Here is a 19,694-nt window from a genome sequence, read left to right as displayed (position 1 = left end):
AATGCATCTGACTCCGGCGGAGCACGACCGCCTGACCGTCTTCACCGTGGCGGAGCTGGCCCGCCGCCGCCGCGACAGGGGCGCTCAGCTGTCCGCGCCCGAGACCGTGGCGCTGGTCGCCGACGCCGTGTTCGAGGCCGCCTGGGACGGGCTGCCGATGGAGGCGGTGATCGCGGCCGGCCGCGGCGCGGTGCGCGCGGAGGAGGCCAGGCCCGGTGTCGCGGCGCTGGTCCGCCGGGTCGAGGTGGACGCGCTGTTCCCGGCGGGGACGGCGCTCGTGGCCGTCGACGACCCGCTGGGCCGGGAACCGGATCCGGCGGACCCGGGCGCCGTCCTCCCGGCGGCGGAGCAGACGGCACCGGCGCCGGGCCGCGCCCGGATGGAGATCGAGGTGACCAACACCGCGGACGTCGACGTGCACGTCTCGTCGCACTATCCGTTCTGGCAGGTCAACGCGGCGCTGACGTTCGACAGGGAGGCGGCGCGCGGTCACCGGCTGGACGTGCCGGCGGGCAGCAGCCTGTGTTTCCCGCCAGGGGTGACGATCACCGTGCGGCTGGTCATGCTGGGAGGAACGGCCACCGCGCCCCGGCTCACGCTTGGAGGCGAAGGATGAGCTTCGACAGGGCGACGTACGCGGCCGTATACGGCCCGGCCACCGGCGACCGGGTGCGCCTGGCCGACACCGGGCTGGTGGTCGAGGTCGAGCGTGACGACACCGAGGCCGGCGACGAGCTGCTCGGCGGCTGCGGCAAGACCGTGCGGGAAGGACTGCTGCTCACCAGCGGCCCCCGCAGCTCGGAGCTGGACCTCGTCGTCACCAACGCCCTCGTCCTCGACCCGCTGCTCGGCGTGGTCAAGACCAACATCGGCGTCAAGGACGGCAGGATCGCCGGGCTGGGCCGGGCCGGGTCGCCCGACGCAGTGAACGGCGTCGAGCTCGTGGTCGGCCCGCACACGGCGATGATCCCCGCCGAGGGAATGATCGTCACCCCCGGCGTGGTCGACTCCCACGTCCACCTGTCGAGCCCGGCGCTCCTCGACGTGGCGCTCTCCGCCGGGGTGACCACCGTGGTCGGCATGGGCCTCGGCGGGGTGTGGGACGTCGGCGTCAACCCCAAGCGCAACCTCGACCTGATGATCGAGGCCTGGCGGGAGGTGCCGGTGAACGTGGCGTTCCTGGCCCGCGGCTCGTCGGTGCGGCCCGCGCCGCTGGAGGCGGCCGTCCTCGCCGGGGCGGGTGGGTTCAAGGTGCACGAGGATTTCGGCGCGCAGCCTGCCGTCGTGGACACCTGCCTCGCGGTGGCCGACGCCGCCGACCTGCCGGTGGCGCTGCACACCGACTCGCTCAACGAGTCGGGCCTGCTGTCCGACACGATCGAGGCGACGCGGGGCCGTACGGTGCACGCCTACCACGTCGAGGGCGGCGGCGGGCATCCCGACCTGCTGGAGATCCTTTCCCACCCGCACGTGCTGGCGTCCTCGACCACGCCCACGCTGCCGTACACGGTCAACACCGTGGCGGAGCTGTTCCCGATGACGATGACCGTGCACCGGCAGAACGCGCTGCTGCCCGGAGACGCCGACGTGACGAGGAGCCGCGTGCGGGCGAGCGCTATCGCGGCGGAGAACGCGCTGCACGACGCCGGCGCGGTCAGCATCGTCAACTCCGACTCGATGGGGATGGGACGCGTCGGGGAGACGGCCCGCCGCACGTGGCAGCTCGCGGCGCACGCCAAGGCGGTGTCGGAGCGTCACGACCGCCACGACAACGAGCGGGTCCTGCGCTATCTCGCCAAGATCACCATCAATCCCGCGATCGCGCACGGGATGGCAGACCAGATCGGCGGCATAGCTCCGGGCAAGGTCGCCGACCTCGTTCTGTGGCATCCGGCCTGGTTCGGTGCCAAGCCCGAGCTGGTCGTGAAGTCGGGGTTCGTGGCCTGGGGCGTGAGCGCGTCCGGCGCGGCGTCCACGCGGGCGGGTCAGCCGCGGGCGTACCGGCGGTTCTTCGGCTCCATGGGCGACGCGCCGCGGCGCCTGGCCCACGTCTTCGTCGCCCGCGAGGCCCTGGAGGACGCGGCCGCGCGGCGTGCGCTGCCGGCCGGGGCGAGCTACCTGCCGATTCGCGACTCGCGAGGGCTGGCCCGCCAGGACATGGTCCTCAACACACGTGTCCCGCAGGTCCGCGTGCCGCGCGACGGCGGCCCTGTCCTGGTGGACGGAGGGCCGGTGGGGCTGCCGCCGGCAAGTCGGCTCCCGCTCACCCAGGTGCAGCATCTCGCGTGAGCCGGTCCGTGACGATTGTGCGAGCCGACCCTGTCCGAGGTCGGATCGGGCTCGTGCGCGCCCTCAACCGCGCAGGCGGGGGAGCCTCCGGAGGCGGGGTGGATGAGGTCAACGGTCACGTGCGTGCCGCCGGTCCGGCTGGACTCCGCTCTGGCCCGATCAGCCCGGCACTCGTGCCGGCAACTTGCCGGCTACGGCCTCGGCGATGGCGTGCGCTGGTTTCAGCGTGGCGGCCTCGGAGAGCGGTTTGCCGTCGGCGTTGCCGGAGTAGTGCACCGAGACCATGAGGTTGCGGACCGTGAACACCACCCTGGCCGCCCCGAGCTTCCCCAGGTGCGGCGCATTGGTGTCGATCCGATAGTCGGCCATGGCCTTCCGGCCGGGACCTCGCAGGGCGTAGAAGGCGGCACTGGCGTTCCGCCATTCGTGGTAGTAGTGGATGAATTGCCCGTCCGCCTCCGCCGCTCCGTCGCGATGGCGGCCGTTGGGATACGACGTAATGGACACTCCCGCGGAGCTGTACCGGTCGGCTGAGACGGAGTGCCAGCTACAACCCTCTGTGACACCACGCATGCGTCCGCCCATGACGCTGCGGGAGGCGGGGTCGACGCCGGCAGCCCGCAGCGCCGCCTCTCCGACCAGCTTGCACGGGTCCGGCGCCGTGAGGGCGGGTTCGGGCCGACCCGACCGGGCGCCCACCGCCGGATCGTCCACCTTGGCGCCGATGGCTGCGGCCACCTCGGAGGCGGCCTCCAGAGCGCCGTTCATGGTGGGCTTCTCCCCGAGCGGTTCCTCGACATCACCCTTGAGGCGGGTCATCTGGTATTCCACCTTCGTGGACACCGCACCTGACCTGAAGTGCAGCGAGGCCTCGCCGGAAGTCCTGTCTGTTTCGTAGCGGATCATCGCCTCGTGGCCGAGCCCGATGACCGGCTGCCAGGTGCCCTCCACGGCATGCCTGCTGTGGCGCCCCTGATCGGTCACCAGGTCGTAGTGGTCCATGGCATCGGCAAGGGAGCCGGCCGTGAAAACCACCCGAAGCGAGCCGTCCACCCCCAATTCGTCGGAGGTGCGGAGGGGAATCATGAACAGGCAGCCGGTCTCATCCAGATCGCCGGTGGCGCCGGGGACCAGCTTCGCGAGGGTGGCGTCGTCCAGGCCGCACTTCTCCGGTTTGGTGAACGGCCTGGCCGCCGGGTAAAGATCCGCGGTCGTGGGTATGGCGAGCGGGCGCTCCTCGACGTTCGGGGCGCGGGTGTACTTCACTATGGACATCACGAGGCCGCCGACCAGGAGAAGCGCCAGTCCGACTCCTGCGGAGACGGCGACGACAGACTCACGCATCTTGATGGAAGCCCTCCGCGAAATCCGGACTCTTTCCGGCGATCTTCGAGCTGACGTTAGGAATACGACGCCGTTCCACTCTGGGCCCACCGAGGTCAGACACCCCGCCCCTTGGGTCGCGCGCTCAGCTCGACCGCCCATCAATATCACGGTACGTGGTGCCGCCGGTAACGAAGAGGCACTGAAGGACGCACACCCCATCGATTCTGCCAAACACCATGGATGTCCCCGTGAGCCGTCCGCTGCCATGGTTGAGTGCTCTGGCCCGGGGCGCTCGTCATAGGGATGGAGCTCGGCCACGCTCGTCAGGTGCTGGATCGAGCCGGTCGGCCGGCTCGCGCTGATACGGATCTCTGATCACCGCACCGGAAACACGGACGATCAGTAGGTTGGTCATGTGGCTGATAACCGTACGCCGTTAGCGCTGTCCGACCGGTACGTGCTGCTGGATCGCATCGGCAGCGGAGGCATGGGCACCGTGTGGCGCGCGACCGACCAGCTCCTGAACCGCACGGTCGCCGTGAAGGAGACGCATGTGCGGGCAACCGGCGACAAGGGCGCGGAGCACTCCGCCCGCGCGCGCAGGGAGGCGCACGCCATCGCCCGTATCTCCCACCCCAACGTCGTCAACATCCACGACCTGGTCTTCCACGACGAGCGGTTGTGGCTGGTGATGGAGTTCGTGGACGGGCCCTCGCTGAAGCAGCACGTCGCCGACAACGGGCCGATGGATCCCGCCGCCGTCGCCGGGATCGGCCTGCAGCTGCTGTCGGCTCTGGAGGCCGTGCACGCCGCCGGCGCGCTGCACAGGGACATCAAGCCGGGCAACATCCTGCTGCGCCGCGACGGCAGGGCGATCCTCTGCGACTTCGGCATCGCGGCGCTGGCCGGGAGCGAGTCGCTCACCGCGAGCGGCGCCGTGGTGGGGTCGTTCGAGTACATCGCCCCCGAACGGTTGAGCGGCCTGCCTGTGGGGCCGCCCAGCGATCTGTTCTCGCTCGGCGTCACCCTGTGCGTGCTGCTGTCCGGCCGTTCCCCGTTCGCCCGTCCGGAGCCCGTCGGCGTGCTGAACGCCGTCATCCGCGACGAACCTGACATCCCGGCCAGCGCGGGACCGTTGCGTCCCTCCATCGAAGCGTTGCTGCGGAAGAACCCGGCCGATCGTCCCTCCGTCGAGCAGGCGAGCGAGATGCTGCGGCCCTTGGCCGCGACGGCGCCGGACACGCAGCGCTTCTCGCTGGTCGGCGCCGTTCCGCGCCGCCGCCTGCTGGGCGTGGCGGCGGTTTCCGCAGCCGGCCTGGCCGCCGCGGCCGTCGGAGCGGGCGCGCTGATGAGCCGCTCGGGAGCCGGCGCCGACTCCGACGCGGCCGGGACCTCCGCGCACCCGGCAGGCACCGACGCGGCGGCGAAGGCCACGAACCCGACCCGCACTGACGCCGTGCTGCCGGTGCCGGACGATCCCGACCTCGAGGCCCCCGGCTATTACTGGATGTTCTCGGGTGACCGCTACCTCCGGGCCCGCATGTCGGCCTCGGGCTACCCGGTGGGCGAGCGCCTGTCCGAGCCCTCGGACCTCGACGCGTGGAAAGGTACGTTCCAGAGCCTGCCGGGTTTCCGTGACCGGATCGACGCGACGCTCCGGGTCCCCGGGTCCCGGGACGAGTACTGGGTCTTCTCCGGCAGCCAGTACCTCCGCATGCGGATCGCCGGCGCCGAGAAAGGATACGCCGACACGCTGGTGACGGGCCCGCGGCCGCTGCGCGACTGGGCGGACGCCTTCGGCGAGCTCGCCGGCGGCGGCATCGACGCGGTGATGCGCACGCCGGACGATCAGAAGCAGTACTGGGTGTTCGCGGGTGACCGGTACGTCAGGACCAGGCTGGCCGGTGAGGGCCCCGGCGGCGAGGTCGCCTTCGGGCCGTCGGGCTTCGACGGGTGGGCCGGCACGTTCTACCGGCACCCCGCATTTAAGCACGGGATCGACGCGGCGATGCCCGTGCCGGGAGAGCGGAACGACTACTGGGTGTTCGCCGGCACCCAGTACATGAAGATTCGCGTCGCCGACGAAACCTACGCCGACACGGTGGTCGACGGCCCCAGGGCTCTGCGCGACTGGAGCACACTCCAGTGACCCCCGTGGCCGGTAGGGCACCGCCGTGCCGGCCACGGGGATGCCTGTTACGGCGTCACCTGCCTGCCGCCGAAGGTCACGACGAGGCGGCCGTCCGAGGCGAACGACCAGCTCAGCGAGCCGCTGTAGGACGAGCAGCGCGACCCGTTCGAGCCGGACCAGAACTGGTTCGAGCCGTCGGCGTCACCGATGATCCGGTCGTTCGACCCGCTGTCGCACGAGGTGTTGTCGCGGAAGACCGAGGAGCCGCCGTCGAAGTTGAAGTTGCGTTCCTCGTTGCCGATGCTGACGTTGCCCGACACCGTCATCGTGCCGAGGTTGCGGTTGTAGGTGAACCCGTGCTTGCCGTTCTCGTAGGCGATGTTGCGCCGGATGACGTGGTCGACCCCGATGTCCTCGCCGCCGAGCTTGTAGCCGTTGCGGTCACCGGCGCCGGCCTGGCTGCCGTCGCTCAGGGTGCCGTTGTCGTAGGCGAGGGAGTCCTCGATGGTCACCGCGCCGATGGGTCCGGTGTCGTCCTTGGTGAACAGGTCGTAGCCGTCGTCGATGTTGTTGTGGGACACCGTGTAGCGGAAGACGTTGCCGGGCCCGACGGTGAGCTTCGGGGCGAAGCCGTCGGCGTCCTCGCCGTCGGAGTCGGCGTTGTCGTGCGACACCGTGCTCACGACGAGGTTGCCGGAGGGCCACTGGTCCGCGGGCGCCCCGGCGACCAGGCGCGAGAGCTGCAGGCCCGAGTCGCGGTTGAAGCGCGTCACCGTGCGCTCGATGATGTTGTTGTTGCCGGCGAGCAGGATGCCGTTGTCACCGGCGCGCTCGACGACGATGCCGCGGATGTGCCAGTACGACCCGCCCACGGCCAGCCCGCGGTTGGCCGAGTCCTCGCTCTGGGCCGAGAAGTTCAGCACCGGCGTCTCGCCTGGATGGGCGAACAGTTCGGTGCGGTCGCCGGAGGTGCCGTCGTTGCCCTGCGGGATGGTGACCGTCTGCGAGAAGCGGTAGGTGCCGCCGCGCATGTAGATCGTCCCGCCGGGGGCGACGCGGGAGATCGCGGAGGTGAGGGTGGTCGGGTCCGACTCCGTCCCGGCCGCGCTGTCGCTGCCGCCCGGCGCCACGTACAACGTGTCGGCGGGCGGCTCGGTCGTGCCGCCCGCCTCCACGTCGATGTAGTCGATGTTGGGCAGGCCGTTCGAGGTGGTGGGGCTGAGCCGGATGGTGTTGCTTCCCGCGTTCAGCGGCACGGTCAGTGTCGTGGTGGTCCAGGTGGTCCAGGCGCCGGTGGCCGCGAACGGGACGGTCTGGGTGGTGGCGCCGTTGACGATCAGGCCGGCGGGGCGGCCGCTGGTGGTGCCGTTGGCGTGGCGGATGGCGAGGGTGGTGGTGCCGGCCGTGGCGGCGTTGACGGTGAACTGGGCGTAGCCGCCGGTGTCGTTGTCGCCGTTGCAGAACCCGCTGCCCGAATATCCGGAGTGGTTGTTGTCGATGCTGCCGTTGCAGACGGCGGGGGAGGTCTCGGCCTCGTAGCGGGTGGGTGCTGCGTGTGCGGGTTGCGCGACGGCGAGCGTGCCGGCTAAGAGGCCGGCGCAGGCGATGACGGAGGTGAGGCGCATCATGCTGCTCCAATGGGTTGGGTACGGCGTCCCTTGCCCGGGCAAAGCAGAAACGGATGCCACAGTAGGAAAGCGCTTTCCCCCCGTCAACCGCCGCTGAAACTTTCATCCGGCCGCCAGCACGGCCACCCCCCGAGGCGGCAGGACGAGCACATCGCCGGACCGCTCGCCGTCGAGCAGCACGCTCCCGCCGCCGGGGACCGGCACGCGGCGTTCCTCGAAGGCGTGGTTGAGCAGGAACAGATGGCTCACACCATCCGCGCCGGCCCGGGTGACCGCCTCCACGCCCTCCGGCAGGCCGGGCAGCGTCACGCCGGCCTCGGCGGCGACGCGGCGGGTCAGCTCCCGCATCACCGCCGGGTCCGGCCGGGTGCCGAGATACCAGGCGACGCCCGAGCCGTAGACGTGCCGGGTGACGGCCGGGCCACCCGCGTTGGATCCGTCGCCGAACGAGGCCACCGCCTCGGCGCCCTCCAACTCGATGCGCTCGGACCACAGCGTGGCCGGCGACTCCGAGCCGTCCACGACGATCGGGACGCTCGCCCCGGTGTGCAGCGGGTCGAACTCGGTGATCGACAGGCCGAGCAGATCGCGCAGCGGCCCCGGATATCCGCCCAGCCACACCCGGTCGTTCTCGTCGACGATGCCGGAGAAGAACGACACCACCAGGTGGCCGCCCCCCTCGACGTACGCGGCCAGGTTCGCCGCCGCCTCCGCCGAGAGCAGGTAGAGGTTGGGCACCACCACCAGCCGGTAGCCGCTCAGGTCGGAGGTGGGGCGCACCACGTCGGTGGTGACGCCGAGCCGCCACAGTGGTTCGTAGTGGTCGCGCAGCCGGTCCATCATGCGGATCCGGTCACTCGGGTGCGACTCCTGCTCGACCGCCCACCAGTTGCGCCAGTCCAGCACGAGCGCCGTCTCGGCCCGCACCCGCGATCCCTCGACCGCGCCCAGCGACCGCAGGTCGCCGCCGAGGTCGCGGACCGCCTGGTGCAGCGGATGGCCGGGGCCCGCGTGCGGGACCATGGCGGAGTGGAACTTCTCCGCGCCGCCGCGTGAGGCGCGCCACTGGAAGAACAGCACGGCGTCCGCGCCGCGGGCCACCGCCTGCAGGCTGTCCAGCCGCATGCCGCCGGGCTTCTTGGCCGGGTTGGTGCCCATCCAGTTGACCGCGGAGGTGGCCTGCTCCAGCAGCCACCACGGCCGGCCGTCACCGAGCCCGCGCCACACGTCGAAGAACAGCGCGCTCTGCAGCTGCGGCTCGGGCTCGCGCTGGTCGGGATAGCAGTCGCCGCTGACCACGTCCATCTCCGCCGCCCAGGCCGGGTAGTCGGTGGTGGGGGCGACGTTGCACAGGTTGGTGGTTACCGGGACGTCCGGCGTGGCCTGGCGTACCACGTCCGCTTCGAGCCGATAGCAGTCCAGCAGCGCGTCGGAGCAGAACGCGGTGAAGTCCAGCGTGTGCGCCGGGTTGGGGATGCCGGTGGTGCGGCGGGGCGGGAGGATCTCCTCCCACGCGGAGTAGCGCTGGCTCCAGAAGGTCGTGGTCCACGCCTCGTTGAGCTGGTCGAGGGTGTCGTACCGGCGGCGCAGCCAGTCGCGGAAGGCTTCGGCGCACAGGTCGCAGTAGCACCGGGGCACCTGGCAGCCGTACTCGTTGCCGATGTGCCAGGCGGCCAGCGCCGGGTGGCCCGCGTACCTCCGGGCGAGCTCGGTCACCAGGGACCGCGCCGCCTCCCTGTAGGCGGTGGACGACGGGCAGATGTGGCAGCGCGACCCGTAGCTCAGGCGCACGCCGCCGGCGTCGACCGGCAGCGACTCGGGGTGGCGGTGCCCCAGCCACGGCGGCGGCGAGGCCGTCATCGTGGCCAGGCACACCGCCACGCCGTGGTCGTGCAGCAGGTCCATGACCTCGTCGAGCCACGCGAACCGGTAGTCGCCAGGGACGGGCTCCACCTGGGCCCAGGCGAAGATGCCGAGCGTCACGAAATTGACGCCGGCGTCGCGCATCAGCTTGGCGTCCTCCGCCCAGACCGGGCGCGGCCACTGCTCGGGGTTGTAGTCCCCGCCGAAGCGGATCACTCGCGTACGCTCCCTTCGGTCAGGCCGGCCCGCCAGAACCGCTGGAGGGCCCCCGACAACACGATCAGCGGAATGACCGACACGAACGAGCCGACCACCACCAGCGTCTGGAGGATCGGCTCCCGGTCGGCGAAGCCCTGCCAGCTGGTCAGGCCGAGGGTGAGCGGGTAGAGGCTGCTGTCCGACAGCATCACCAGCGGCAGGAAGTAGTTGTTCCAGATCCCGATGAACTGGAACAGGAAGATCGTCACCAGCGCCGGAGACATGATCTTCAGGGCGATGGTGAGGAAGATCCGCCATTCGCCGGCGCCGTCCGCCCTGGCGGCGTCCAGCACGTCGTCCGGCACCGTGGCCGCGTACACCCGCGACAGGTAGACCCCGAACGGGCTGACCAGGCTGGGCAGCAGGACCGCCCAGTAGGTGTTGGCCAGGCCGGCGTCCGACATCAGCAGGAACAGCGGCAGGCCGATGGCGGTGGTGGGCAGCAGCACCCCGGCGAGGATGACGTTGAACAGCGCCTCCCTGCCGCGGAACTCGCACTTGGCCATCGCGTAGCCGGCGCACGCGGCGACGAGCGTGGCGCCGGCCGCGCCCAGCCCGGAGTAGATCAGCGAGTTGAGTATCCACCGCAGGTAGATCCCGTCGCTGAAGGAGAACAGGTCGCCGAGGTTGGTCCACAGCTGCGGGTTGGCGAACCACAGCGGGGAGGAGTTGATCAGGTCGCCGGTGTTCTTGGTGGCCGCCACGATCAGCCAGTACAGCGGCAGCAGGAAGTACGCCGCCAGCACCAGCAGCAGGACGGTGGTGAGCCAGCGCAGGCTGATCGTTCTCATCGGCGTCCCCTGCCCACGAAGCGCAGGAACCCGAAGGACAGCACGGCGGTCACCAGCGCCAGGATGATCGATTCCGCGGCGGCCAGGGCCATGTCGTTGCCGTTGAACGCGTCGTGGTACGCGGTCAGCGTGGGCGTGTAGGTGGTGGACAGGCCGCCGGACACCGGGAGCAGGACCAGCGGCTCGTTGAACAGCTGCAGCGAGCCGATGATGGTGAACACGGTGATCAGCACGAGCGCGGGACGCAGCAGCGGGATCTGGATGCGCCAGGCGATGCCCCACCGTCCCGCGCCGTCGATCCTGGCCGCCTCGTACAGCGTGCGCGGGATCGACTGCAGCTGGGCCACCACCACCAGCATGTTGTAGCCGACGAACAACCACACCACGATGTTCATGACGGACCAGAACACCGTGCCCGGTCCGAGCAGGTCGACCTCGATGCCGAACGCGCTGAGCACCGGGGTGAACGGCGACGTGCCGGGCGCGTACAGGAAGCCCCACATGATCGAGGCGATCACGCCGGGGATGCCGTACGGCAGGAAGAAGCTGGTGCGGAAGAAGCGCGGCCAGCGCGCCATGCCGGCCTCCAGGATCAGCGCCAGCACCGTGGAGCCGACCACCATCAGCGGCACCATGATCGCCGCGTAGAGCAGGATGCGGCCGAGGCTCTCCACGAATCCCGGGTCGGACAGCGCCTTGCCGTAGTTGGCCAGGCCGGCGAAGCGCGTGCTCTGGCCGCGCAGCCCGAGCAGGCCGGAGCGCTCGATGACGGTGAAGCTCTGCGCCAGCGCGTACAGGATGGGTGCGACGAAGAACCCGGCGAACAGCAGCACGAACGGCGCCAGGAACACCGCGGCGGTGCGTTTCCTCATTGGGCCCTCAGCCCTTTCTCCCTCAGTTGCTCGACCACCTGCGTCTGCGCCGCCCGCAGCGCGCTCGCGAAGGTGCCCTCGCCGGCGACGGCCCGCGGGAAGCTGTCGTTGAGCCGCTGCCTGGTCTCCTCGTAGCCGGGCCACCACACCCAGCCGCCCGGCACCTGGTTGGAGGATTCGGTGAACAGCTGGTCGGTACGCTGCCCGCCGAGGAACGCGGAGGGCTTGGTCAGCGACGGGCTGGACATGCCGTCGATCGCGGCGGGCCAGCCGTAGCCGCTCTCGATCAGCATCGCGACGCTGCGCGGGTCGCGGTTGATCCACAACGCGAACTCGACGGCCTCGCGGGGATGCTCGCAGCCGCGCAGCAGCGCGGTGGACGAGCCGCCGTTGCTGGCGGAGGCCTTGCCGCCCGCCTCCCACTGGGGCAGCGGCGCGGCCCGCCACTTGCCGGCGGTGTCCGGCGCGTTGGCCGCGAGGATGGCTTCGGCCCACTGCGCGAGGGGGATCGCCACCAGGTGGCCGGACGCGAGGTCCTTGTACCAGCCTGGCGCGAAGTGCGGGCTGACCTTGACCAGCCCGTCCTTGACCATGCCCTGCCAGTAGTCGGCCACCTTCAGCGTTTCCTGGCTGGTCATCCTGGCGTTCCAGACGCCGCCGCGGGTGTCGAACCACGGCGTGCCGGCCTGCCAGGCGAGGCTGATGAAGGGCGAGGTGTCGTTGGCGGGGAAGTTCGTGACGTATGCGTCCGGGTCGGCCTCGCGGACCCGGACGGCCGCCTCGCGGTACTCCGCCCAGGTCTTCGGCACCTCGATGCCCCACTTGTCGAACAGGTCGGCCCGGTAGTAGAGAGCCATCGGGCCGGTCGCCTGGGGCACGGCGTAGGTGCCGCCCTCGTACGTCACGAGGTCCCAGGTGTTGCGCTGGAAGTCGGCTCGGTCGGCGTCGGTGAGATAGGGGCCGAGGTCCATCAACTCGACGTTGAGCAGGAACGACGGCAACTCCTGGAACTCCATCTGGGCCAGGCACGGGGCGTCGCCGGCCAGCACGGCGGCGTGCATCTTCGCGTACCCGCCCTTCGGGCCCGGCGGGATGTTGTCCAGCGTGACCTGGACGTCGTCGTGGGTGCGGTTGAACAGATCGACGGCCTTGTCCATCCCCGGAACCCACGCCCAGAAGGTGAGCCGGACGGGATCCCGTCCGGCTTGAGCGGCGCCGCCCCCGCAGGCGCTCACGAGCAGCATCGCCACCGCGGCCAGGCTGAGGAGGGGGGATCCTAAGCGTCGTGGCCAAATAACCATAAAATATGCTTTTATCATCTTCATAAGGGGATCGGAAGGGATGTGCGGCCTTGAGCTATCCACGGCGCGGCATGCACGGTGAGGTCGTCGAGGATCTCGGCCGGCGCATTCTCGGAGGCGATCCCGACGCCGGGGGGACGCTCGACCCGACCGCCCTGGCCAGGCACTACGGCGTCAGCCAGACGGTGATGCGGGAGGCGCTGAAGACCCTCGCGGCCAAGGGCCTCGTGGACGCGCGGCCGAAACGCGGCACGTACGTCCGGCCCCGCGCCGAGTGGTCGATGCTCGATCCGGACGTCCTGCGGTGGCGGTTCACCCAGCGCGGCGACGAGCGGATGCTCCGCGACCTCGCCGAGGTCCGGGCCGTGGTGGAGCCGGCCGGCGCCCGGCTGGCCGCGCAGCGCCGCACCGACGAGGACCTGGACGTCCTCGAGGCGGCGCTGGCCCGCATGGCCGACACTGTCTCCGACCCCGTCGCTCACACCGAGGCGGACATCGCCTTCCACCGCACGCTGCTCGCCGCCGCGCGCAACGAGGTGCTCGACTGCCTCCAGATCGTGATCGCCGCCGCGCTGTACGCGCGGGACCGGCTGGTGCACGCCGGCGGCGAGCGCCCAGGGTTCGCCGCCACGCACCGGGCGGTCCTGGACGCGGTCCGCCGCGCCGATCCAGACGCCGCAGAATCCGCCATGCGGGACCTGCTCGCGCAGGCCGGAAAGGACGAAGCCGCATTATGACCACCCCCCACATGACCTCCAGGCGGCGCATGCTCGCCTACGCCGCAGGGCTGGCCGGGCTGGCCGCCGTGGCCCAGGTGCCCGGCGGCTGGACCGACTCCTCACCCGCCCTGCCCGGCACGCCGTTCACGCTCGGCGTCGCCTCAGGAGATCCCCGGCCCGACGGCGTGGTCCTGTGGACCAGGCTCGCTCCGCAGCCGCTCGCCGACGACGGGCTCGGCGGCATGCCGCGCACCCAGGTGCCGGTGCGCTGGGAGGTCGCCGAGGACGACGGGATGCGCAAGGTCGTCCGCAGAGGAGTGGCCACCGCGCGCCCGGAGTTGGCGCACGCCGTGCACGTGGAGGTGCACGGCCTGCGTCCCGGCCGGGCGTACTGGTACCGGTTCACCGCCGGCGCCGACGACAGCCCGGTCGGCCGTACCAAGACCGCGCCCGACCCGCGCTCGTCCGCGCCGGTCAGCTTCGCCTTCGCCTCCTGCCAGGCCTGGGACGCAGGCTTCTACACCGCCTACCGCGACATGGCGGCCCAGGACCTCGACCTCGTCGGGCACCTCGGCGACTACATCTACGAGAACGGGATCGGCGCCACCGGAGGCAGGCGCGGCACGCCGCTGTCGCCCGCGCACGGCACGCTCGTCCAGACCCTCTCGCAGTACCGGCTGCGGCACTCGCTCGTCGCCACCGACCCCGACCTGCAGGCCGCCCGCGCCGCCGCCCCCTGGTTCTTCACCCTCGACGACCACGACGTGGAGGACAACTGGGGCGCCGACCGGTCGCCCACCGGCGCGACCCCGGAGAACTTCCTGCGCCGCCGCGCCGCCGCGTTCCGCGCCTTCTACGAGAACAACCCGATGCGTCCCTCCGCGCTGCCGGTCGGGCCCGACATGGCGATGCACCACCGGATCGGCTACGGGCGGCTGGCGAGCTTCTTCGTGCTGGACGCGCGGCAGTTCCGCAGCCCCATCGACATCGGGGCGCGGCTCGACCCCTCCCGCACCATGCTGGGGGAGGAGCAGGAGCGCTGGCTGCTCAAAGGGCTCGCCGACTCGTCGAGCACCTGGAACCTGCTGGCCAACCAGGTCATGATGTTCCAGCTCGACCGGCTCACCGACCCCGGGCTGCAGCAGCTCAACCCCGACACCTGGGACGGCTACGCGGCCGCGCGCGACCGGCTGTGGACCGGCATCGGCGAGCGCCGCGTGTCCAACCCGGTGGTGCTCACCGGCGACGCCCACGTCAACTGCGCCGCGGAGCTCAAGGCCGACTACGCCGACCCCGGCTCGCCTAGCGTGGGCGTGGAGTTCGTCGGCACCTCGATCACCTCCGGCGGCGACGGATCCGACGACACGCCGGGAGGCCAGGAGTGGCTGGCCTCCAACCCCCACCTGAAGTTCTTCAACAACCAGCGCGGATACGTGCGCTGCCGGGCCGACGCCGACACGCTGACCACCGACTACGTGGTGGTGGACAAGGTCACCACGGCCGGTGGCGCCGCGTCGGTGCGCAGATCGTTCGTCGTCGAATCCGGCCACCCGGCCCTGCAGGACATGTGAGGCTGATCATGAGAAGGACGTTCCACGCCGCCGCCGCGGTGGCGCTCTGCTCGGGCCTGTTCACGATGCCCGCCTCCGCCGGGTCCGCCTCCCCTGGGCCGTCCGCCGCCGGGGCCGCGGTGCGGCGGCTGCCCGTCACGCCGGCGGGCCAGGTCCTGGTGGTGCAGGCCAACCTGCAGGACTCGGTACGCCAGGCGGACGCCCGCGACACCAGAGACCTGGACAACTTCGCCAGGCTGCTGGCCGAGAAGGCCCCCGCGGCGCCGGACGCCCTGCTGCTCACCGAGATCCTCGGCCCCGGCGCCCGCCACCTGGCGAACGCGCTGAGCCGGGCCACCGGGCAGCGCTACCGGGCCGAGGTGGCGGGTGAACGCTCCGCCTTCCTGCCCGACGGCGCGGTCAGGGAGAACGCGATCATCCTGAACACCGGCACGATGACCGCCGCCGCGCGCGGCGGCTTCGAACGGGTGCAGGACGAGGACCAGGCCTACGTGGTGGCCGCGCGGCGGGACGGCACGCTGCGCGTGCCGCTGGTCGCCGCGCACCCCGGTGGCGATCCCGCGCCGGCCGCCGCCTGGCTCGCCGATCGGTTCGCCCACGAGGACGGCGTCACCGTGCTCGGCGGCGACTTCCGCGCCGGGCGCTGCGCCGTACCCGCGGAGGACCAGGCCATCGGCTGCGAGCCGCAGGCGTTCTGGGCGGACCTGACGGGGCCGCGCGCCTACACCGACGCGTACTTCGAGCGCGGCGACGCGCAGGCGCGCCGGCACAGCGGGTACGTCTTCGCCAGGGGGGATGTGCTGAAAGCCGCGATCGACACCGACATGCCGGACGTCTCGGACTGCAAGGCGGCCTTCGACGCCGGGCGCTCGCACACGGCGGACCGGGACTGCCGCGCCGCGTACTACGCCGACGAGCCGTTCGGGTGGGCGCTCATCGGGGCCGCCCGCGACGAGCAGCAGTCGGTGGTCCCGGCGAAGCTCGCGCTGGATCACTGCGAGCTCGCTGTGCGCACCGCCGACGCGATGGCCAGGGTCGTCAACAACACCGCGGCGCCGCTGTCGCGGCCGGTCCGCGTGAGCGCGTCCGAGCCGCTCACCGTCACCCCCGCCGAGGCCGCCCTCGATGTGCCCGCCGGCCAGGCGAAGAACGTGATCGTGACCGTCACCGCGCCCAGGGACACCGAGCCGGGCGAGCACACCGTCACCGTGACGATCGGCAGCGAGAAGCGGGAGATCCCGGTCACCGTCACCGAGGACTGCGTCGAGCCGAAGGTGTACGCGACCAGCTTCCACGCAGGCTTCGGCCCCGAACTGGCGGTGGACGACGACATCGCGACCTACTGGCACTCGGAGTACCAGCCGCCGCACCCGCTGCCCCAGTCGATCACCCTCAACCTGGGCGAGACCAGGCAGGTCAGCGCGCTGGACTACCAGCCGCGCTTCGACGGCAACCTCAACGGCACGATCCTGGACTACAAGGTCTACCTCAGCACAGACGGCCGGACGTTCACGGAGGTCGCCGGCGGATCGTGGGCGGCCGACGCGCGGCAGAAGAGCGCCTCGTTCGACGCGGCGGACGCCCGCTACGTGCGGCTGGAGGGCAGCCGGGCCAGCGGCGGGTCCTACCTGTCGGCGGCGGAGGTCACCGTCCGATGAGCAGGTTCGCGGGGCAGGCGGCCGTCGTCACGGGTGGCGCGCGGGGCATCGGCGCCGCCACGGTCCGCCGGCTGGCGGCGGAGGGCGCCTCGGTGGTCGTCGCCGACATCGACGACGCGGCGGGCCGGGACGTGGCGGACAGCGTCCCCGGGGCCGTGTACGCCGCCTGCGACGTGGCCTCGCCGCAGGCGTGGGACGACCTGCGCACGCTGGTCCTGGACCGGTTCGGGCGGCTGGACGTGCTCGTCGGCAACGCGTACGTGCTGCGGCAGGGGCCAGCCGACGAGGTGGGGCCGGACGACTGGAACGCCCAGCTCGCGGTCAACCTCGGCGGGTTCTACCTGGGCGTGCGCGCGTTCATCGGCGAGCTGCGGCGGGCACGCGGCGCTCTCGTGGCGGTCTCCAGCGTGCACGCCGGTTTCGGCCTGCCCGGTCGCCCTGCCTACGCCGCGTCCAAGGGCGGGCTGCTCTCGCTGACCAGGCAGCTCGCCGTGGAGTACGGCCCCGAGGTACGCGCCAACGCGGTGGTGCCCGGCCCCATCCTGACCGGGGCGTGGGACGGCATCGACGAGGCCGGCCGGGAACGCAGCGCCCGCGCCACGGCGGCCGGGCGGCTGGGCAGCCCGGACGAGGTCGCCGCCGCCATCGCGTTCCTGGCCAGCGGCGAGGCGTCGTTCGTCACCGGCGCCGCGCTGACCGTCGACGGCGGCTGGAGCGTCATGAAGGACTCCGACTGAACCCGTCTTGCCGCTACTGATCGAAAAGGGACCCATGCGTATCGTCTCGCTCACGACCTACCTGGTGGCGCCCCGCTGGCTGTTCCTGCGCGTCGACACCGACGAGGGCATCACCGGCTGGGGCGAGCCGGTGGTCGAGGGCAGGGCGGCCACGGTGGCCGCGGCCGTGACGGAACTGTCCGAGTATCTGGTCGGCGCCGACCCGCTGCGCATCGAGGACCACTGGCAGGTGCTCACCAAGGGCGGCTTCTACCGGGGCGGGCCGGTGTTGTCCAGCGCGGTCGCCGGCATCGACCAGGCGCTGTGGGACATCGCCGGCAAGGCCTACGGCGTGCCGGTGCACCGGCTGCTCGGCGGGCCGGTCAGAGACCGTGTCCGGGTCTACAGCTGGGTCGGCGGTGACTCTCCCGCCGAGGCGTCCGACGCGGCGGCAGGGCTGGTGGAGGCCGGGTTCACCGCGCTGAAGATGAACGCCGCCGGCATCCTGCGCGCCATCGACACGGCGGCCTCCGTCAGGGCGATCGTGGACCGGCTCGCGTCGGTGCGCGCCGCAGTCGGCGACGAGGTCGACATCGCGCTGGACTTCCACGGACGGCTGAGCCTGCCCATGGCCCGCAGGGTGCTGCCGCTGCTGGAGCCGTACCTGCCGTTCTTCGTGGAAGAGCCGGTCGTGCCCGAGCTCACCGGCGAGCTGGCGGCGGTCACCTCGGCCACCGCCATCCCGATCGCGGCGGGGGAGCGGCTGTACTCGCGGTGGGATTTCCGCCCCGCGCTGGAGGCGGGGATTGCGGTCGCCCAGCCGGACGTCTCGCACGCGGGCGGCATCTCCGAGACCCGGCGTATCGCCGCCATGGCCGAGGTCTACGGCGCCGCCCTCGCCCCCCACTGCCCGCTCGGCCCGATCGCCCTGGCCGCCAGCCTGCAGACCGGCTTCGCCACCCCGAACCTGCTCATCCAGGAGCAGAGCCTCGGCCTCCACTACAACGAGCCCGCCGACCTGCTCGACTACCTGGTGGACCCGTCGGTGTTCCAGTACGCCGACGGGCACGTGCCGCTGCTGACCGGCCCCGGCCTCGGCATCGAGATCGACGCCGCCGCCGTCGAACGCGCCGCCGAGACCGGCCACCGCTGGCGCTCCCCGGTCTGGCGCCGCGACGACGGCGGCCTCGCCGAGTGGTGATCGCCCGGTGCGTCCTGAGCCCGGGTGGCACGCGTCGGGGCTGGGTCGAGAGCAGGACTGTTCTGGTGGGCGACGTTGTCCTGGCTGTCGGGCCGTAGATCCCTCGCTTCAGGTCATGCCTATGAAATATCCGGATTGAGTGAGCGCTGGGCCCCTACGGTCGACGGACGCCGCCTGCGGCAGTCGTGACCGAGCAAGGTCGGCTGGCGGTGGAAGAGCCCCCCGGGGTTCGTGGGGAACGTCGCCATCGCGGGTTCGAACGCGGTGGTCGAGGTCTTTGACGGCCTCGTGGCGCTGGACACCGCCACTGGCAAGGAACGCTGGAAGTACCTCCGGCGGGGATATGTCGCTCGTGATCTCGCGGTGTCTTCCGATGGCCGCGTTGTCACGATCGACATGGACATCAGGCGGAAGTTCAGCTACGGGCCTACCGCTCAATCACGGCGGGTGCTCCTGGACGCGTCCACGGGAAGGGTTCTCGCCGAGCACGCCCATGCCTGGGGAGGTGCCCGTGACGCGGAGCTGCACTCGAAAGGGGTCGTCACCGCACCACGCCCGAAACGGGATTTCAGCTTGTCCTCCGGACGCCTCACCGGCTGGGACCCGGTCACCTCCGTGGCCACCTGGCACCACAAACCGCCGAAAGGTTGTGTGGGCGGCTACGAGGCCCGCCACTTCAACACTTCCCGTGCGCTGGGCAGGGACGTGCTGGCCCTGCTCATCATCTGCGCTCCGTGGGCCAAGGAGAAGGCCCCCGGAGACAAGCCGCGGAATTTCACCTTCGCCGTGCTCGGCTTGGATCCCGCCACCGGCGACGAGGTGTGGCGGCGCGAGCGGAAGGTGTCGGTCAAGCCGGAAAGCGTCCGAATCCTCCCGTCAGCGGACGCGCGGGCCTTCTCGGTGGTCTGGGGCGAGCGCAAGGGCATGGTGCTGGATCAGGCGTCAGGAAAGGTCATCGCCCGGGAACGGGTGACCGGCACGTTCAGCGTGGAAGGCTTCAGGCTGTATGGCGCCGGCAAGGATCACAAGCAAACCTACGAGTGGAAGAGGTACGGCGCGAAGAAGGGGAAGCGGGCGTCGCCCAAGTTGACGGGGGTCGAACGTTGGCCCGACGGAGACAGCGCGGCCGAACGCCTGCCACTCGACGACGCGCTGGTGACGGCCTATCCGTCCTGGGGACGGGACACGGACATGATCGTCACCGTGTTCGTCACCCCGTGGGACACGGGCGACACGGTCAGGATCCCGATTTTCCTCCCTCGCTGGGGAGGCCTCAGCGGCGACGAGCCCACCGTAGGAGTGCTGCCCGCGCCCGGTGCGTTGGTCGTCGCCGTGGTGATGAACTCCGAAGTCGTCGGTCTCGTGTGAGA

The 19,694-nt window shown here is 71.3% G+C and carries 14 protein-coding genes and 1 pseudogene; 9 read left to right on the top strand and 6 right to left on the bottom strand.

Annotated features, from left to right (window positions below; all coding sequences use genetic code 11):
• The first annotated feature begins 1 nt into the window (after position 1).
• Both ACTWPV_RS46670 and ACTWPV_RS46665 read left to right on the top strand, forming a co-directional pair.
• A complete protein-coding gene (locus ACTWPV_RS46670) occupies positions 2-616 on the top strand; it encodes an urease subunit gamma (RefSeq protein ID WP_443156764.1) in 615 nt (204 codons plus the stop codon).
• Positions 613-2,289 carry an urease subunit alpha gene (locus ACTWPV_RS46665; protein ID WP_443156763.1) on the top strand — a complete coding sequence of 559 codons (1,677 nt, stop codon included), beginning with the start codon at positions 613-615 and terminating at the stop codon, positions 2,287-2,289. The genes ACTWPV_RS46670 and ACTWPV_RS46665 overlap by 4 nt, the downstream gene beginning before the upstream one ends.
• Before the next feature lie 159 nt (positions 2,290-2,448).
• Here ACTWPV_RS46665 and ACTWPV_RS46660 read toward each other — a convergent pair whose 3' ends face one another.
• Positions 2,449-3,633, bottom strand: coding sequence for a hypothetical protein (locus ACTWPV_RS46660; protein WP_443156762.1), 1,185 nt, complete (start codon positions 3,631-3,633; stop codon positions 2,449-2,451).
• Between the two features lie 397 nt (positions 3,634-4,030).
• Between ACTWPV_RS46660 and ACTWPV_RS46655 the strand changes: the two genes are divergently transcribed.
• Positions 4,031-5,764 (top strand): protein kinase domain-containing protein, encoded by a 1,734-nt coding sequence (locus ACTWPV_RS46655; protein WP_443156761.1) that lies wholly within the window; start codon positions 4,031-4,033, stop codon positions 5,762-5,764.
• Positions 5,765-5,811: 47 nt separating this feature from the next.
• On the opposite strand, the gene ACTWPV_RS46650 is transcribed toward ACTWPV_RS46655, so the two are convergent.
• The 5 genes from ACTWPV_RS46650 to ACTWPV_RS46630 form a co-directional block, all read right to left on the bottom strand.
• A complete protein-coding gene (locus ACTWPV_RS46650) occupies positions 5,812-7,374 on the bottom strand; it encodes a carbohydrate-binding protein (protein ID WP_443156760.1) in 1,563 nt (520 codons plus the stop codon).
• Positions 7,375-7,476: 102 nt separating this feature from the next.
• Entirely contained in the window at positions 7,477-9,453 is a 1,977-nt protein-coding gene (locus ACTWPV_RS46645) for a beta-galactosidase (RefSeq protein WP_443156759.1), read from the bottom strand.
• Positions 9,450-10,286, bottom strand: a complete 837-nt coding sequence (locus ACTWPV_RS46640) for a carbohydrate ABC transporter permease (RefSeq protein WP_443156758.1) — start codon at positions 10,284-10,286, stop codon at positions 9,450-9,452. The genes ACTWPV_RS46645 and ACTWPV_RS46640 overlap by 4 nt, the downstream gene beginning before the upstream one ends.
• Entirely contained in the window at positions 10,283-11,158 is an 876-nt protein-coding gene (locus ACTWPV_RS46635) for a carbohydrate ABC transporter permease (protein WP_347649387.1), read from the bottom strand. The genes ACTWPV_RS46640 and ACTWPV_RS46635 overlap by 4 nt, the downstream gene beginning before the upstream one ends.
• A complete protein-coding gene (locus ACTWPV_RS46630; RefSeq protein ID WP_443156771.1) occupies positions 11,155-12,402 on the bottom strand; it encodes an extracellular solute-binding protein in 1,248 nt (415 codons plus the stop codon). Before ACTWPV_RS46630 ends, ACTWPV_RS46635 begins: the two co-directional genes overlap by 4 nt.
• Before the next feature lie 107 nt (positions 12,403-12,509).
• On the opposite strand from ACTWPV_RS46630, the gene ACTWPV_RS46625 reads away from it, so the two are divergent.
• The 6 genes and pseudogenes from ACTWPV_RS46625 to ACTWPV_RS46600 form a co-directional block, all read left to right on the top strand.
• A complete protein-coding gene (locus ACTWPV_RS46625; protein ID WP_347777911.1) occupies positions 12,510-13,196 on the top strand; it encodes a FadR/GntR family transcriptional regulator in 687 nt (228 codons plus the stop codon).
• The gene (locus ACTWPV_RS46620; protein ID WP_443156757.1) at positions 13,193-14,749 is read left to right on the top strand and encodes an alkaline phosphatase D family protein; all 1,557 of its coding nucleotides are present in this window, start codon (positions 13,193-13,195) and stop codon (positions 14,747-14,749) included. Before ACTWPV_RS46625 ends, ACTWPV_RS46620 begins: the two co-directional genes overlap by 4 nt.
• 8 nt (positions 14,750-14,757) lie before the next feature.
• Entirely contained in the window at positions 14,758-16,407 is a 1,650-nt protein-coding gene (locus ACTWPV_RS46615) for a discoidin domain-containing protein (RefSeq protein ID WP_443156756.1), read from the top strand.
• Entirely contained in the window at positions 16,404-17,144 is a 741-nt protein-coding gene (locus ACTWPV_RS46610) for an SDR family NAD(P)-dependent oxidoreductase (protein WP_443156755.1), read from the top strand. The genes ACTWPV_RS46615 and ACTWPV_RS46610 overlap by 4 nt, the downstream gene beginning before the upstream one ends.
• A gap of 34 nt (positions 17,145-17,178) precedes the next feature.
• On the top strand, positions 17,179-18,324 hold the full coding sequence (gene dgoD, locus ACTWPV_RS46605) for a galactonate dehydratase (protein WP_443156754.1): 1,146 nt from the start codon (positions 17,179-17,181) through the stop codon (positions 18,322-18,324).
• 213 nt (positions 18,325-18,537) lie between these two features.
• Positions 18,538-19,692: pseudogene (locus ACTWPV_RS46600) on the top strand (outer membrane protein assembly factor BamB family protein); the annotation flags it as partial.
• Between the last annotated feature and the right edge of the window lie 2 nt (positions 19,693-19,694).

This window comes from Nonomuraea sp. KM88 (genome assembly GCF_052245635.1).
Classification (GTDB): Bacteria; Actinomycetota; Actinomycetes; order Streptosporangiales; family Streptosporangiaceae; genus Nonomuraea.
The sequence above is the reverse complement of the archived record's forward strand: the minus strand, read 5'-3'. Positions and strand labels throughout refer to the sequence as shown.

Excerpts from the sequence above, each read along its gene's own strand:
- ACTWPV_RS46640 (WP_443156758.1), bottom strand. The coding sequence starts at position 10,286 with ATGAGAACGATCAGCCTGCGCTGGCTCACCACCGTCCTGCTGCTGGTG.
- dgoD (WP_443156754.1), top strand. The coding sequence starts at position 17,179 with ATGCGTATCGTCTCGCTCACGACCTACCTGGTGGCGCCCCGCTGGCTG.
- ACTWPV_RS46665 (WP_443156763.1), top strand. The coding sequence starts at position 613 with ATGAGCTTCGACAGGGCGACGTACGCGGCCGTATACGGCCCGGCCACC.
- ACTWPV_RS46660 (WP_443156762.1), bottom strand. The coding sequence starts at position 3,633 with ATGCGTGAGTCTGTCGTCGCCGTCTCCGCAGGAGTCGGACTGGCGCTT.
- ACTWPV_RS46650 (WP_443156760.1), bottom strand. The coding sequence starts at position 7,374 with ATGATGCGCCTCACCTCCGTCATCGCCTGCGCCGGCCTCTTAGCCGGC.
- ACTWPV_RS46630 (WP_443156771.1), bottom strand. The coding sequence starts at position 12,402 with ATGCTGCTCGTGAGCGCCTGCGGGGGCGGCGCCGCTCAAGCCGGACGG.
- ACTWPV_RS46620 (WP_443156757.1), top strand. The coding sequence starts at position 13,193 with ATGACCACCCCCCACATGACCTCCAGGCGGCGCATGCTCGCCTACGCC.
- ACTWPV_RS46615 (WP_443156756.1), top strand. The coding sequence starts at position 14,758 with ATGAGAAGGACGTTCCACGCCGCCGCCGCGGTGGCGCTCTGCTCGGGC.
- ACTWPV_RS46610 (WP_443156755.1), top strand. The coding sequence starts at position 16,404 with ATGAGCAGGTTCGCGGGGCAGGCGGCCGTCGTCACGGGTGGCGCGCGG.
- ACTWPV_RS46635 (WP_347649387.1), bottom strand. The coding sequence starts at position 11,158 with ATGAGGAAACGCACCGCCGCGGTGTTCCTGGCGCCGTTCGTGCTGCTG.
- ACTWPV_RS46670 (WP_443156764.1), top strand. The coding sequence starts at position 2 with ATGCATCTGACTCCGGCGGAGCACGACCGCCTGACCGTCTTCACCGTG.